Genomic DNA, 13,811 nt, shown 5'->3' with positions numbered 1-13,811 from the left:
AAATGGATTTCACTATTATTTACGATAACTTCAGCTATCTGATGTGGGGCGCCTTTCCCGATGGCCCGCTGGGCGGGGCGGCGCTGACGCTGGCGATTAGCCTGCTGGCGGGTATCGCTTCCGCGGTGCTGGGAACCCTGCTGGGCGTTGCGCTGGCGATGTCCCGCGGAAGGTGGGCGGCGCTGCTGGCGATGATCCTCGGCTTCTTTCGGGCCATTCCGGTCATCATGCTGATTTTCTGGACTTATTTCCTGCTGCCTATTCTGTTCGGCGTGGAGATCCCTGAAATTACCACCGTGGTGTGCGCGCTGGCGCTGATTGCATCGGCCTATCTGGCGCACGGCGTGAAAGCGGGGATCGTGGCTATCGGTCGTGGTCAATGGCAGGCCGGGTTATCCCTGGGGTTTAATCGCTGGGCGGTGCTGTGGCATATCGTTTTGCCCCAGGCGCTGCGGATGATGGCGCCGTCTTTCATCAACCAATGGATTTCGCTGATTAAAGATACCTCGTTGGCGTACATCGTGGGGGTGGGCGAACTGACATTCCTGGCCACGCAGGTGAACAACCGCAGCATGGTTTATCCGATGGAGGTTTTCCTGTTTGTCGCGCTGGTCTATTTTGTGTTTTGTCTGTCGCTGGAACTGCTGGCGAACGGGATCAACAAGCGTTTTAGCCGGCAGGAAAAACGGCCAAAACGCACATGGTTTGGGTGGCGCAACAAGCCCGCCTGATTTTTACGCCACTATATCCCAGCCTTTTTCACGCCATATCTGCGGCAATGCTTTCATGTCGTCAAACCGGGTGACCAGCGGGTGGTGAATCGGCGTGTTGTGCGCATCGGCGCAGTAGTAGAACACCGGAATGCCGGCGGCGATACCCGCCTGAACGCCGGAGGCGGAGTCGTCCACCAGAATACAGTTTTGAATGGGAACCTGCATTTGCTCCGCCGCATGGAATAACAGGGCGGGGTCGGGCTTCCATTTTTGCAGATCGTAACCGCTGTAAAGGTGGTCGCCGAAGAGTTCGAGCATATCCGTCAGCCCTAAAGAGTGGTGCATCTTACTGACCGGGCCATTCGACACCACGGCCATCGGCACCTTAATTGATTGCACCAGCTCGCGGGCGCCGGCGATAGGTTGCAGGGATTCATCAAACAGGCGCTTGATTTCCTGTCGAAAATGACGCTCGGCTTTTTCCATCGATACCTGTAGCCCATATTGCCGGCTGATGCGGGCAATAATCTCGTACAGCTTCACGCCCTTGTAGGTTTTTATCACCTCTTCCAGAGATAGCTCGACGCCATAAGGGATAAAAATATTCACGTAAGCCTGGCAGCATAAGACTTCGCTATCTACCAGCGTGCCGTCACAGTCGAAGAAAACGCATTCAATACGGGGCATGAAGGATCCTTATCAATGAGCAAATCGGCCTGGGTCGTTGACCAGCGGATGAACGCACGCGCGTCCGCCGACCTTTGTCATCGAACAGAGTATAATATGTACGATGAAACCACTACCCTGCTTTCATTTTCAATGAAAAACAAACGGTTGACAGGGAGCGTCGTTTATCTTTCCCGTAAACTTTCCTGTGTCGCCCGCTGGATTGGGCTGGTAATGAATTCGATGATGCGCCGCTTTTCCCGCCCCAGTCTGTGGGCTGAGATCGTGAACCGTTGCAGAGGCTAATTTGCTGAAGAAAAAAATAGCGAATCCAGGTTAATACGCGCGAATTTGTTATAGGATACCCGAAAACCACTATCCCTTTCTTTGGAACGCTGACAATGAGTAAATCGCAATCCGGCCTTGCGGCGAAGCAAGGCCTGCTGGAGCGGCTGTTTAAATTGCAACAGCACGGCACCACCGCGCGGACGGAAACGATCGCCGGCTTCACCACCTTTTTGACCATGGTCTACATCGTTTTTGTTAACCCGCAGATTTTAGGCGCGGCCGGTATGGATACCAAAGCCGTCTTTGTCACCACCTGTTTGATCGCCGCGTTTGGCAGCATCCTGATGGGATTGCTGGCCAACCTGCCGGTTGCGCTGGCGCCGGCCATGGGACTGAACGCTTTCTTCGCGTTTGTCGTCGTCGGGGCGATGGGGCTTTCATGGCAGGTCGCCATGGGCGCTATTTTCTGGGGCGCAATCGGTTTCCTGTTGCTGACCATTTTCCAGATCCGTTACTGGATGATTGCCAATATCCCCCTCAGTTTGCGCTTGGGGATCGCCAGCGGTATCGGTCTGTTCATCGCCATGATGGGGCTGAAGAACGCCGGTATTATCGTGTCCAACCCTGAAACATTGGTTGCCGTCGGTAATCTGACGTCACACGGCGTATTGCTGGGCGCGCTTGGCTTTTTCATTATTGCCGCGCTGGCTTCACGCAATATCCACGCCGCGGTATTGGTTTCCATTGTGGTGACGACCTCCATTGGCCTGCTGCTCGGCGATGTGAAATTTGCCGGCGTTTTCTCCATGCCGCCGAGCGTCACATCGGTGGTTGGACAGGTTGATTTGGCGGGAGCGCTGAATCTGGGGCTGTCCGGGGTTATCTTTTCCTTTATGCTGGTCAACCTGTTCGACTCCTCCGGTACGCTGATTGGGGTAACGGATAAAGCCGGTCTGGTGGATGCACGCGGTAAGTTTCCCCGTATGAAACAGGCGCTGTATGTGGATAGCATTAGCTCGGTGGGCGGGGCTTTTATCGGCACCTCATCGGTGACGGCGTATATCGAAAGCTCTTCCGGCGTGTCCGTCGGCGGCCGCACCGGGCTGACCGCGGTTGTGGTGGGTTTACTCTTTCTGTTTGTGATTTTTCTGTCGCCGCTGGCGAGTATGGTGCCGGCCTATGCCGCCGCAGGCGCGCTGATTTATGTGGGCGTGTTGATGACATCAAGCCTGGCGCGGGTGAAATGGGACGATCTGACCGAAGCCGTACCGGCCTTTATTACGGCGGTGATGATGCCGTTCAGCTTCTCGATCACCGAAGGGATTGCGCTGGGCTTTATCTCTTATTGCGTGATGAAGCTGGCGACCGGCCGCTGGCGCGAAATCAGCCCCTGCGTGGTGGTGGTTGCGCTGTTGTTCCTGTTAAAAATTATTTTTATCGACGCGCATTAATAACATTATGCTCCGGGGCTCGCTCCGGAGCTGCGCTAGTTTGAGAGGGTCGACGACGCGTGATTCTGTGCCGCTTTTTCCGCGGTGTGGCTGGTCAGTTTCATATAGCGCAGGGATTGGCGCTGCTGTTGCACGATTTCTCCGGTTTTCTTCATGCCCGATCCCGTGTCGTATGTCCACATAATCAGCCGGTTCAGCGCCGGAACATGCGCACATGCCCAAGCCAGATAATCATCAATATCACTCATGACTTCCACCGTGGGATGGCAGTTGGAGCGCAGCCGGCCTGATGCCGGATGAAGTTTCAGATTTTCCGCCCGGCATTCATGGGATCTTGGAATTTTCATCAGCGACTGGCGAATAGTGCATAGCTGGGTCGCGGCCTCCAATGGGTCGTGCTGTGCTTCAATCCATGCTTTTTCGGCAAGGGTCTGTGTTTGCATACGTGCGGGGGGTGGGGTATGGGTTCTGACGTGCACAATCTCAATATCCATGCCGACGCAGCCTTCTTCGCTCAGCAGAATGGCAATGGTATTTCCGGCATAACCCAGGCTGAAGTTAGGCAGGTTGGGATCGGCGAAATAGGGCCGTCCATCCGGCGAAATAAGCAGCTTGGGCAATCGCGGATAGCCGAAAAAATAGAACATCATCTCGGCCAGCAACGCCCGGCTTTTCAGATAACGCTCGCTGCGTTTAGCGGGAAAGCCCTGCGCCGATGAAATGAGTTCATCGGGTAGTCTGTGTAGGTCAGGAAGTGCTTCCGTGCTGGTCCACCTGACGAAATGGCAGGTCATTATTCACTCCGTGATGACGATTAAAATGGCGTATCTCATTCGAGTCGTTATTTATAGTATAACAGATGCATATTATCAGACAAAAATATGAACTAAAGAAAAATAAGCGGATAAATCGGCGATTTTTATTTATTAATCGCAATGATGTTCCAAAATCTCCTCTCTCACCTGACATTACCGCGGTGTCTTTCCGCACCAGCGTTAAAGTAAACGAACGTCTCCATGGCCTCGCGCTGAACGCCGCTGTTTCTCAAGGATCCGTTGTTGTAATTCCGCTGATGTGACCAGCCTGAGCGCCGACGTCGGGCACACGCGTACGCAGGAAGGGCTATCCGCCACGTCGACGCATAGATCACATTTGTGAACTTCGCTACTCGGCGCGGTATACGGCGGTTCGTCATCCTGATTGCTTTCCCTTAGGACGACATTAATCGCGCCAAAAGGGCAGGCGATAACACAACTTTTGCAGCCAATGCAGCGCGACTGGATAACCTGAACGCTGCCGCGATCGCGAACCAGCGCATCCTGCGGGCAGACGCTGGCACAGGGCGCGTTTTCACACTGATGACAGAGCACGGGTACGCTGACGCTGGCACTTTTTATCACCTTTAAGCGGGGGAAAAAGTGAGTGGGCCGCAGTTTTGCGCTGTTGCCGCCCGCATGGGCGACCGCGCAGGCGATTTCACAGGTCCGGCAGCCGATGCATTTTTCCGCCTCAGCGATAACAAATTGATTCATCATAGATTTTCCTCCCGGGATGAGTTGAAATCGCAGGCCAGCGACGTTGCCGGTATCGCGGCGGTACAGGCTTTTAGCTCCATCATGTCAATCATCCCCATGGCGGCTTTACGGCCGTCGGCAATCGCGGTCACCACCAGATCGGCTCCCCGGACGGCGTCCCCACCGGCAAAAATCTGCGGGTGATTGGTCTGACAGGGAAAGCGGCCGCTGGCCGGCGCGGTGATATGTCCCCAGTTATCCAGACTGACGTCTGCTTCTTCGAGCCACGGCATGCTGTGTGCCTGAAAGCCGAACGCGGTAATGACGGCATCCGCGGGTTGCACAAACTCGGAGCCGGGGATAGGGCGGGGACGACGACGCCCGCTGGCATCGGGCGCGCCCAGTTCGGTGCGCACCAGACTGACGCCGCACACTTCGCCCTGCTCGTTCAGGCAAATTCTCTGCGGTTGTACGTTGAACATAAAATCAACGCCTTCTTCGCGGGAGTTTTTTACCTCTTTTTTCGAACCCGGCATGTTGGCTTCATCGCGGCGGTAAGCGCAGGTGACTGACTCGGCCCCCTGGCGGATTGACGTACGCAGGCAGTCCATCGCGGTGTCGCCGCCGCCCAGAACCACGACTTTTTTGCCCGCCATGGAAATATAAGGTTCGTCTTCACGTTCAGGTAATCCCATAACGTGTTTGGTATTGGCGATTAAGAAGGGCAGCGCATCGAATACGCCCGGCGCATCCTCATGTTCAAGGCCGGCTTTCATCGAGCGGTAAGTCCCGACCCCCAGAAAGACGGTGTCGAATTCTTCGAGGATCCGGGCCAGCGAGATATCCTTGCCTACTTCGACGTTGAGCCGAAATTCAATGCCCATCTCACGAAAGATCTGGCGGCGATGCGCTAAAACCTGTTTATCCAGCTTAAAAGGCGGGATGCCAAAGGTTAGCAGTCCGCCGATTTCAGGATGGCGATCGAATACCACGGCCTGAACGCCATTGCGCGCCAGTACATCGGCGCAGGCCAGTCCGGCCGGGCCGGCGCCAATAACGGCGGCCCGTTTGCCGGTGGGCGCGACCTGGGTCATGTCGGGCGTCCATCCCATTTTCATCGCGGCGTCGGTAATGTAGCGTTCAATATTGCCGACGGTGACCGCGCCGTACTCCTTGCCCAGCGTACAGGCGCCTTCGCATAGGCGATCTTGCGGACACACCCGGCCGCAAATTTCCGGCAGGCTGCTGGTCCGGTGCGACAGTTCTACCGCGTCGAGAATACGTCCCTGCTTCGCCAGACTGAGCAGTTGCGGAATGTTGTTGTGCAGCGGGCAGGTCCATTCGCAGATCGAATGTTTGCCGCAGGCCAGACAGCGGTCGGCCTGATCCTGCGTCTGCTGCGGGGTGAATCCGTGGTAAATTTCGTCGAATGTGGATTTCCGTTGCGCCAGCGGTTTTTTCTCCGCATCAAGGCGCGGCCAGTTTTTTCGTTTATTCAGCGGGTTGGTGATGATGGTGTTAAGCACCGGCGTGGCGTGTTGCCAATGCGCGGCCGAGCGACGCGCCGTACTTTGCTGTTTTTCATGGCGGCGGTTTTCCAGCGTGTGTTCGCTGATTAAGCGCAGCGCCTGGGTCGGACAGGCTTCCACGCAGGCTTGCCCCTGCGGCCTGCCTGCGCACAGATCGCACTTGTGGGCGATTGCCGCGGCGCTCGCTGTGTCCGTCACAATGGACATCGCGCCGAACGGACAGGCCAGTACGCAGGTTTTGCAACCGATGCATTTTTCTTTCACGATCTGAATACTATTGTCTTTATGCACCAGGGCCTGCGTTGGGCAAACGCTGGCGCAGGGCGCGTCTTCACAATGACGGCAGGTCACTGCGGAGCGCAAATCCTGTGTATTGAATGCTTTTATTCTGGGCTGGAACATCTCGGCGCTGGTTGGATAGCGATCGTTGTTGTGTGAAATCACGCAGGCGATTTCACAAGCGCGGCAACCAATACAGTCCTGAGCATTTGCAATAACAAACCGATTCATACCCTTTTCCCCGACTTCATTTACCTATAAAAAAGAACCCAGAGGCGGCTCAGCTCAAAACAGCCAGACTGGCCTGTTTTTGCTGCGCACGTATCCATTGGATGTAAGGTGTTTACTTACGTCCAGATCGCTAGCCTCTGATATTTGGCGTTCGATTTTTTGTCTGGTCACCCAGAAAATGGTTTGGAAGGGGTTGGCAAGGATCTCGTCAGGAGAAAATACAACTATCCCCCCAGTTATTGCTTATCATCCTAATGATTTTATCGGCTGTTACTTTGATGTGGAGCATGTAAAAAGCTGGTTAAATATAAAATTTTCCGATCAACATTATTGAATCGATTCAGTTGATTATAATTTTACATATGGGCAACAAACGATAATGGGGATCGTATTGTCTACCCTGGTTTGATGATTTTTATCCCGTCGGGTCGAATTCATAATCATTATTCTGGAATATTTACTTGTGAAATAACTAGTTACTTTTCATTACGTTGTCCATAATATCCGCGTTATTCCGCTGACAGCTTTCATCCTGAAAGCGTAATGGCAATTTACTGTCAATAATATCGCTCTGCATTAATGGAGTTTCACTAAGGGATAGAAATTATGAATAAAAAGATTTTTTTTTGTTCCATCTTAATGTCCGCCGCCCTGTTAAGCGGTTGCGCAACGGAATCCTCTCGTACTGTTGAAGCACAAAAAGTCACGTCCTACGGCACGCCTTATCAAGGTGTTCGCAGCCCGATTTCCATCGGGAAATTTGAAAATCGTTCCAATTATATGAATGGTATTTTTTCTGATGGCGTAGACCGTTTAGGTAACCAGTCTAAAACTATTTTGGTCAGCCATTTACAGCAAAGCGGCCGCTTTAACGTATTGGATCGTACCAATATGGATGAGCTGAAGGCAGAAGCGGGGATGAAAGGCCAAACGCAGACGCTGAAAGGGGCAAATTACGTCATTACCGGTGATGTGACGGAATTTGGTCGTAAAGAAGTGGGGGATCACCAACTGTGGGGGATCCTCGGACGGGGTAAAACACAGGTCGCTTATGCAAAAACCACGTTGAATGTGGTGAACGTACAAACCTCGGAAGTGGTTTATTCCGTACAGGGCGCGGGTGAATATACGCTGTCAAACCGTGAGATCATCGGTTTTGGCGGTACAGCCAGCTATGACTCTACGCTGAACGGCAAAGTGCTGGATTTGGCGATCCGCGAGGCGGTAAATAATCTGGTGGCCGGGATAGAAAGTGGCGCATGGCGTCCGACAAACTAATGGAATAGGAAGATACCTCTATGTTATCTCATAAAAAAATTGTCCTGCTGCTGGCAGCGACAGTCATGGCGGGCTGTGTCTCCGAGCCTAAAACCATCTATAGCTGGGATAAGTATCAGCCAACACTTTATCAATACTATCAACAAGATAAAGTTAGCCCGGAAGAGCAAATCGCCTCTCTTACAGAATCAATCGAAAAAGCGAAAGCGAAAAATAAGCCCGTTCCTCCCGGACTCCACGCTCAGTTGGGATTGCTCTACGTGAATACCGGTCGTGATGGCGAGGCGCGCCAGCAGTTTGAAACTGAAAAAGTGAAATTTCCAGAGTCAGCACCTTTCATGGACTTTCTGTTGAGCAAAAATAAAGGAAATATCAAATGAATCGCCTCTTTGGATTATGCGGCATTCTGTTCGCTTTGTTATTAGTCGGGTGCGCCAGGCCCGTTCCTTATGACTACACGGCATTTAAACAAAGTAAGCCCAGATCAATTCTAGTGCTGCCGCCGATAAACCACTCGCCGGATGTTAAAGCAAGTTACAGCCTGCTCTCTCAGGTGACTTATCCGCTTGCTGAATCTGGATACTATGTGTTTCCTGTCGCGGTTGTTGAAGAAACCTTCAAGCAAAATGGCCTGACGGTGGCACAGGATATTCAGACGGTAAATGCGGCTAAGCTGCAACAAATCTTTGGCGCTGATGCAGCTCTGTATCTGGAGGTAAGAGAGTATGGCACCAAATACATCGTTATCAATAGCGAAACCCGGGTGACCGCTGACGCGCGTTTGGTTGATTTAAGAACCGGCAAGTTACTGTGGAGCGGAAGCGCCACCGCGTCGAGCGACGAGCAGCAATCAAACTCCGGCGGCATTATTGGCATTCTGGTGCAGGCAGCGATTGAACAAATCGCCAGTACAATGACCGATCAAGCTCATGATATCGCCGGTATTACCAGCGCGCGCCTGCTGGCTGCCGGTCATCCGCGCGGTATGCTCTATGGCCCACGCTCATTACAATATGGTAAAGAAACCTATTAAGCATTAGAGAGGAACGGTAAACGCCGCTCTGTGTCGATGAGCGGCGTTATCATATCGATGCGCCTGAAATCAGGCTTTAGTGCGCGGTATTACCGGTGAGCGGAACGCAAGGTCAGACAACAACGGTCAGCGTGACATCAATATTGTTGCGGGTGGCGTTCGAGTAAGGACAAACAACGTGCGCTTTCTTCACCAATTCTTCCGCTTTTGCCTTGTCAAACCCCGGGATGGCGATCTTCAGTTCGACTTCAATACCGAATCCGGTCGGAAGTTTACCAATACCGACGCTGCCTTCAATTGAGGTGTCCGACGGAAGCGAGACTTTCTCACTTGAGGCGACGCTTTTCAGCGCGCCAAGAAAACAGGCGGAGTAACCCGCGGCAAACAGCTGTTCAGGGTTCGTCCCTTCACCGCCGTTGCCACCCAGTTCTTTTGGCACATCCAGCTTAACATCAAGATGTTTGTCTGAGGACACCGCGCGGCCGTCGCGCCCGCCGGTGGCTTTAGCATGAGCAACATAGAGAACTTTTTCGATAGACATATTTTCTCCTGTGGTTTACGGCAATATAATCAAGCGTAGACCATGATGGAGGGTAAATGCCGGATGAAATAACAGATAAAAAGCCATTAATGGTTAAAAACGCCATAGATACAATAAGCTATGTGTTTTTAAGAAAAAGCTGAATCTTTTTCCTGCTGTGCCGCCAATATCATTCCTATATTTTCTTCTATCCAGTCGGCCAGAATTTTGACCCGTTCACTGACCTCTTTACCCATCGGCGTCAGGCTGTATTCCACATGCGGCGGCACCACCGGATAAGCCGTTCGCAGGACGAAACCATCATTTTCCAGCCACTGTAGCGTTTGCGCCAGCATACGTTCGCTGACGCCGTCAATTCTGCGCCGCAGCTGACTGAAACGAAGCGTGCCGTCCAGCAAGGCGACCAGAATCAGCACTCCCCAGCGGCTGGTCACATGGTTAAGTATCTGGCGGGAAGGGCATTTTTCGGCAAAAAGATCCCCCTGCAACGCGACAACGGACGAAGCGGCGGTCTGTATTGTTTTTTTCGGCACTATACTTACCTTTATGTGCGTACTTACTTAAAGTTAGTTAAGCGGGTATTATGCCAGCCAATGTCAGTCAACGAAAGGGGCTTATGATGATTGCTGTTACAGGTGCATCCGGTCAACTGGGCCGTTTGGTTATTGCACAACTGTTGGATAAGGTTCCGGCGAATGAGGTTGTGGCGCTGGTGCGCGATACCGGCAAAGTCGCTGATTTAGCCGCGCGCGGCGTTCAGGTAAAGGCGGCGGATTATAACCAGCCAGCGGCTCTGGCCGCCGCATTGCAAGGGGTGGATAAGGTGTTGCTGATCTCCTCCAGCGAGGTGGGCAAGCGTGCGTTACAGCACCGCAACGTGATTGAGGCGGCGGTACGGGCCGGGGTTAAGCTGCTGGCGTATACCAGTATTCTGCATGCCGATACCTCGCCGCTGCGGCTTGCGACCGAACACCAGGAAACGGAAGCGCAGCTAAAAGCATCGGGCTTGCCTTATGTGTTGTTGCGTAACGGCTGGTATACCGAAAACTATGCGGCCAGCATCCCGGTCGCATTGCAGCACGGCGTGTTTATCGGTAGCGCGGGCGAGGGGAAAATTGCCTCCGCCACGCGCGCCGACTATGCCGCCGCCGCGGTGGCCGTGCTGACGCAGGACAATCAGGCCGGTAAGGTTTATGAGCTGGCGGGTGATGAAGCCTATACGCTGGCGGAGTTGGCGGCTGAAGTCAGCCGCCAGTCAGGTAAAACGATAGGTTACCGGAACCTGCCGCCAGCGGAATTCAGCGCGGCGTTGGCGGCGGCGGGGATACCCGAGGTGTTTGCGGATATCATTGCTGATTCGGATGTGGGAGCCGCGAAGGGCGGTTTATTTGATGATGGTCATCAATTGAGCCGTCTGATCGGTCGGGCCACCACGCCGCTGGCAACGGTGGTGAAAGGGGCGATTTGACACGGCGTTGGCGGCGGTGATGATTTTGCCGCCGCCAACCGTCATGGGCGATAGCATTAATATTTCTCGCCCTCGCCAAACGCGCCGTCCAGCAGACAGATTTGCGCGGCGAAGGCGGCGCCTGCGTGCAGGCTGGCCGATAACGATTTCCCCGCCTGATGCGTCAGTAAAAACGCGGTGATAAACGCATCGCCGGCGCCGAGCGTGTCCAGCGCCGCAACAGGTTGCGGCGGCTGATCCAGCCAGCGTTGGCCGTCGAACAGTACGGCGCCTTCAGCGCCACGGGTGGCGATGGCGCAACACCCGCCCTGACGATGGGCGTCAGCCAGAATTTGCCGTGTTTCCTCCAGGCTGCGCTCGGCACAGGAAAAAAACGCGTAATCCAGATGCGGGCATAAAGCGAGGGCCGATGCAGTGTTGAAATCATCGGAAAAGTCATACGACAGGCGGCCCGGCAACCTGCTTAGCGCAGGCAACTGCTTATCCAGATAGCTGTAAGCGCTGGTGTGCAGCAAAGCGAACTGACTCAACCAGGCGATATCGGCTACGGCGAAATCCATTGAGGTATGTTGCCGAATGCCGCCCGCGTTGGAGCCAAGGAAGATCCGCTCCCCCTGGTTGATGGTCAGGTCGGCATAACCGTTTTCACCTGATGCCACGCGGCAGCGTGAGGTATCAATGTTGCGGGCGGCCAGCGCGCGTTGCACATGTGAACCATTGTCGTCATCGCCAAAGACGCCGAGATAGGCGGCCTGTGCGCCGAGCATTTCCGCGTAGACGCTGAAATTAAGCGCGTTGCCGCCCGGATAACGGATATGCGTGTGCGTATAACGATCAACGACGTTATCGCCGATACCGAGCACTTTCATCATCATGTCCTTAATACGCCACTTTTCCCATATAACGGCGTGTTTCCAGCGGGTGTTGCCGTACCAGGGCCAGTGCGGCGCGGTATTCGCACATCACGCTATAGAACAGCACCGGGTTGAAATAGTCCGCCACCGACGCCGGAATAACGCCCAGGCCCAGTTCTTTGGCGTCAACGATTTCCATTTTATCGCCATATTGCGCCAGGAAGTGGACGGCGCGTTCGTCCAGCGGGCGTGTGCGGCCTTCATTCACCATCACAATCCAGGGGATGTTTTTATTGGTGACTTCAAACGGGCCGTGGAAAAATTCACCGCTGTGAATCGACGCGGCATTGAGCCACTGCATTTCCATTAACGAACAAATGGCAAAGCCATAAGCATGGCCGTAAGAAGCGCCGCTGGAAAGCACGTAGAACAGCGATTCGTCACGATATCGGTCGGCAAATGCCGCGCAACGTTGTTGCACTTGCCGGCGTGCGCGGGCAATGATGCCATCAATCTGCGCCATGCCGCTGTGGAAATCCGCATAGCCGTCAAACCCTTCGCTCTGCGCCAACGCGTCGACACACAGATTCAGGATTAGCGCCATCGGGTTGTCCACCACCTGGCTGTCATTACCCCAGGCATACAGAATATTGCTGTCAGACCAGGCAATCAGCCCGGCCTCGGCATTGTGCGTCAGGGTGATGGTGGTACTGCCATGCTGCTGCGCCAGTTTCGCCGCCGCGACCGATTCCGGCGTATTTCCACCGTGGGAGCAAACGATGGTCAGGGAATTTTTACCCAGCGTTTTCGGCGCCGCGTGGACGAATTCATTTGCCGTCATCATAAAGCTGTGTAGCGTGGTGGATTCGCGGTTAAGAAAATAATGCGCTGGATACATATCCACCAGCGAGCCGCCGCAGGCAACAAGAAAGATCTGACGCAGGCCGCCTTCTGGATGAAAGCGGCGTTCTATTAACGAAGTGATGATTGCAGCGGTATTCATAAATTAATCGCCATACACATTGAAATTAAAGTATTTTTTCGCCAAACGGTCATAGGTGCCGTCGCGGCGGATTTCGGCAATTGCGCCGTTGAGCTGTTCGCGTAGTTTGTCGTTCTGCTTGTTGAGGCCAATGCCCGTGCCCGGCCCGAAAATCACCTCATCCTTCACTTGCGGTTCAATCAGCGCAAAACCTTTGCCATGGGGTTTGCTGAGCAGGGACTCGGTCACTACGGTCGCATCATCCAGCGTGGCATCCAGTCTTCCCACCACCATATCGGCATAGACGTCGTCGGCGCTGGGGTAGGGGATCACTTCCACGCCCTGGCTTTGCCAGTGTTTTTTAGCGTAAGACTCAAATACTGAGCCTTGCTGCACGCCCAGACGCTTTCCGCGCAGTGACGCGACGGTCGGTTTTAAACCGCTGGAAAGCGGGGCGACCAGAAAAGCGGGGGTGTTGAATAATTTATCGGTAAAGTCGATGGCTTTTTTGCGCTCGTCGGTAATCGACAGGGAGGAGAGAATGGCATCAAACTTGCGCGCATGCAGCGCCGGGATCAACCCGTCAAAACTGCTCTCCACCCATACGCATTTTGCATTGAGTTTGGCGCATAGCGCGTTACCGATATCAATATCAAAACCCTGTAAGGAACCATCCGCCGCTTTTGATTCAAACGGCGGGAAAGTAGGGTCTGTTCCGAAGCGGATTTGCTGCTCGGCATGAACGCTAAAAGACAGCCAGGGCAACGCCAGGCTAAGCAACAAAAGAGGCAGTGTTTTTTTCATCGTTCTCTCCGTTAGTGTAACCATACCATAAAATATACCAATAAAAGATATACTCGCCGGTTTGGCGCAATACAAGAAATTGTTGATATTTTTATTTGTATAATAATTGCTTATTCATGGTGGTCTGATATTGATATCGGCTTTCCATTATCGTGGCGGTGGTTTTTTTCTGGCTAATCA

At 53.6% G+C, this 13,811-nt stretch carries 16 protein-coding genes; 7 read left to right on the top strand and 9 right to left on the bottom strand.

The window, feature by feature from the left end; translation table 11 throughout:
- Positions 1 to 2 precede the first annotated feature (2 nt).
- Positions 3 to 731 carry an amino acid ABC transporter permease gene (locus tag JG725_RS10190; RefSeq protein WP_172290592.1) on the top strand — a complete coding sequence of 243 codons (729 nt, stop codon included), beginning with the start codon at positions 3 to 5 and terminating at the stop codon, positions 729 to 731.
- Between the two features lie 3 nt (positions 732 to 734).
- On the opposite strand, the gene yieH is transcribed toward JG725_RS10190, so the two are convergent.
- On the bottom strand, positions 735 to 1,400 hold the full coding sequence (gene yieH / locus JG725_RS10185; protein WP_172290591.1) for a 6-phosphogluconate phosphatase: 666 nt from the start codon (positions 1,398 to 1,400) through the stop codon (positions 735 to 737).
- A 15-nt stretch (positions 1,401 to 1,415) separates the two neighbouring features.
- On the opposite strand from yieH, the gene JG725_RS10180 reads away from it, so the two are divergent.
- Together JG725_RS10180 and JG725_RS10175 are read left to right on the top strand one after the other, a co-directional pair.
- Positions 1,416 to 1,685 (top strand): hypothetical protein, encoded by a 270-nt coding sequence (locus JG725_RS10180; protein WP_172290590.1) that lies wholly within the window; start codon positions 1,416 to 1,418, stop codon positions 1,683 to 1,685.
- Positions 1,686 to 1,780: 95 nt separating this feature from the next.
- Positions 1,781 to 3,118: an NCS2 family permease gene (locus JG725_RS10175; protein ID WP_172290589.1), complete on the top strand. Its 1,338-nt coding sequence runs from the start codon at positions 1,781 to 1,783 to the stop codon at positions 3,116 to 3,118.
- Between the two features lie 35 nt (positions 3,119 to 3,153).
- On the opposite strand, the gene JG725_RS10170 is transcribed toward JG725_RS10175, so the two are convergent.
- The 3 genes from JG725_RS10170 to aegA all read right to left on the bottom strand — a co-directional run bounded on the left by JG725_RS10170 (position 3,154) and on the right by aegA (position 6,671).
- Entirely contained in the window at positions 3,154 to 3,912 is a 759-nt protein-coding gene (locus JG725_RS10170; protein ID WP_199377869.1) for a 4'-phosphopantetheinyl transferase superfamily protein, read from the bottom strand.
- A gap of 201 nt (positions 3,913 to 4,113) precedes the next feature.
- The gene (locus JG725_RS10165; protein WP_172290665.1) at positions 4,114 to 4,650 is read right to left on the bottom strand and encodes a 4Fe-4S dicluster domain-containing protein; all 537 of its coding nucleotides are present in this window, start codon (positions 4,648 to 4,650) and stop codon (positions 4,114 to 4,116) included.
- Positions 4,650 to 6,671: a formate-dependent uric acid utilization protein AegA gene (gene aegA / locus JG725_RS10160; protein WP_199377866.1), complete on the bottom strand. Its 2,022-nt coding sequence runs from the start codon at positions 6,669 to 6,671 to the stop codon at positions 4,650 to 4,652. Before aegA ends, JG725_RS10165 begins: the two co-directional genes overlap by 1 nt.
- A gap of 606 nt (positions 6,672 to 7,277) precedes the next feature.
- On the opposite strand from aegA, the gene JG725_RS10155 reads away from it, so the two are divergent.
- The 3 genes from JG725_RS10155 to JG725_RS10145 are packed head-to-tail and all read left to right on the top strand — an operon-like array spanning position 7,278 to position 8,982.
- Complete coding sequence (locus JG725_RS10155; protein ID WP_172290586.1) at positions 7,278 to 7,949, top strand: CsgG/HfaB family protein; 672 nt, start codon at positions 7,278 to 7,280, stop codon at positions 7,947 to 7,949.
- 20 nt (positions 7,950 to 7,969) lie between these two features.
- Positions 7,970 to 8,329 (top strand): DUF4810 domain-containing protein, encoded by a 360-nt coding sequence (locus JG725_RS10150; RefSeq protein ID WP_172290585.1) that lies wholly within the window; start codon positions 7,970 to 7,972, stop codon positions 8,327 to 8,329.
- Positions 8,326 to 8,982 (top strand): DUF799 domain-containing protein, encoded by a 657-nt coding sequence (locus JG725_RS10145; RefSeq protein WP_172290584.1) that lies wholly within the window; start codon positions 8,326 to 8,328, stop codon positions 8,980 to 8,982. Before JG725_RS10150 ends, JG725_RS10145 begins: the two co-directional genes overlap by 4 nt.
- Before the next feature lie 112 nt (positions 8,983 to 9,094).
- Here the strand turns inward: JG725_RS10145 and JG725_RS10140 are convergent, their stop codons facing one another.
- On the bottom strand, positions 9,095 to 9,523 hold the full coding sequence (locus JG725_RS10140; RefSeq protein ID WP_172290583.1) for an organic hydroperoxide resistance protein: 429 nt from the start codon (positions 9,521 to 9,523) through the stop codon (positions 9,095 to 9,097).
- A gap of 128 nt (positions 9,524 to 9,651) precedes the next feature.
- A complete protein-coding gene (locus JG725_RS10135) occupies positions 9,652 to 10,056 on the bottom strand; it encodes a helix-turn-helix domain-containing protein (protein ID WP_199377864.1) in 405 nt (134 codons plus the stop codon).
- A gap of 86 nt (positions 10,057 to 10,142) precedes the next feature.
- Between JG725_RS10135 and JG725_RS10130 the strand changes: the two genes are divergently transcribed.
- Positions 10,143 to 10,991 (top strand): SDR family oxidoreductase, encoded by an 849-nt coding sequence (locus JG725_RS10130; protein WP_172290581.1) that lies wholly within the window; start codon positions 10,143 to 10,145, stop codon positions 10,989 to 10,991.
- Between the two features lie 56 nt (positions 10,992 to 11,047).
- On the opposite strand, the gene JG725_RS10125 is transcribed toward JG725_RS10130, so the two are convergent.
- From JG725_RS10125 to JG725_RS10115, 3 genes are read right to left on the bottom strand one after another with little or no spacing between them, the layout of a single operon-like run.
- Positions 11,048 to 11,860, bottom strand: a complete 813-nt coding sequence (locus tag JG725_RS10125; protein WP_199377862.1) for a PfkB family carbohydrate kinase — start codon at positions 11,858 to 11,860, stop codon at positions 11,048 to 11,050.
- A 10-nt stretch (positions 11,861 to 11,870) separates the two neighbouring features.
- The gene (locus tag JG725_RS10120) at positions 11,871 to 12,848 is read right to left on the bottom strand and encodes an SIS domain-containing protein (RefSeq protein WP_172290580.1); all 978 of its coding nucleotides are present in this window, start codon (positions 12,846 to 12,848) and stop codon (positions 11,871 to 11,873) included.
- A 3-nt stretch (positions 12,849 to 12,851) separates the two neighbouring features.
- On the bottom strand, positions 12,852 to 13,631 hold the full coding sequence (locus JG725_RS10115; protein ID WP_172290579.1) for an ABC transporter substrate-binding protein: 780 nt from the start codon (positions 13,629 to 13,631) through the stop codon (positions 12,852 to 12,854).
- Positions 13,632 to 13,811 lie beyond the last annotated feature (180 nt).

The sequence above is a fragment of the Brenneria sp. L3-3C-1 genome, from assembly GCF_016456245.1.
Taxonomy (GTDB): Bacteria; Pseudomonadota; Gammaproteobacteria; order Enterobacterales; family Enterobacteriaceae; genus Brenneria.
This window is presented reverse-complemented; position numbering and strand designations above follow the sequence as displayed.

Coding starts and splice junctions, on each gene's coding strand:
- JG725_RS10190 (WP_172290592.1), top strand. CDS start 3: ATGGATTTCACTATTATTTACGATAACTTCAGCTATCTGATGTGGGGC.
- yieH (WP_172290591.1), bottom strand. CDS start 1,400: ATGCCCCGTATTGAATGCGTTTTCTTCGACTGTGACGGCACGCTGGTA.
- JG725_RS10180 (WP_172290590.1), top strand. CDS start 1,416: ATGAGCAAATCGGCCTGGGTCGTTGACCAGCGGATGAACGCACGCGCG.
- JG725_RS10175 (WP_172290589.1), top strand. CDS start 1,781: ATGAGTAAATCGCAATCCGGCCTTGCGGCGAAGCAAGGCCTGCTGGAG.
- JG725_RS10170 (WP_199377869.1), bottom strand. CDS start 3,912: ATGACCTGCCATTTCGTCAGGTGGACCAGCACGGAAGCACTTCCTGAC.
- JG725_RS10165 (WP_172290665.1), bottom strand. CDS start 4,650: ATGAATCAATTTGTTATCGCTGAGGCGGAAAAATGCATCGGCTGCCGG.
- aegA (WP_199377866.1), bottom strand. CDS start 6,671: ATGAATCGGTTTGTTATTGCAAATGCTCAGGACTGTATTGGTTGCCGC.
- JG725_RS10155 (WP_172290586.1), top strand. CDS start 7,278: ATGAATAAAAAGATTTTTTTTTGTTCCATCTTAATGTCCGCCGCCCTG.
- JG725_RS10150 (WP_172290585.1), top strand. CDS start 7,970: ATGTTATCTCATAAAAAAATTGTCCTGCTGCTGGCAGCGACAGTCATG.
- JG725_RS10145 (WP_172290584.1), top strand. CDS start 8,326: ATGAATCGCCTCTTTGGATTATGCGGCATTCTGTTCGCTTTGTTATTA.
- JG725_RS10140 (WP_172290583.1), bottom strand. CDS start 9,523: ATGTCTATCGAAAAAGTTCTCTATGTTGCTCATGCTAAAGCCACCGGC.
- JG725_RS10130 (WP_172290581.1), top strand. CDS start 10,143: ATGATTGCTGTTACAGGTGCATCCGGTCAACTGGGCCGTTTGGTTATT.
- JG725_RS10125 (WP_199377862.1), bottom strand. CDS start 11,860: ATGAAAGTGCTCGGTATCGGCGATAACGTCGTTGATCGTTATACGCAC.
- JG725_RS10120 (WP_172290580.1), bottom strand. CDS start 12,848: ATGAATACCGCTGCAATCATCACTTCGTTAATAGAACGCCGCTTTCAT.
- JG725_RS10115 (WP_172290579.1), bottom strand. CDS start 13,631: ATGAAAAAAACACTGCCTCTTTTGTTGCTTAGCCTGGCGTTGCCCTGG.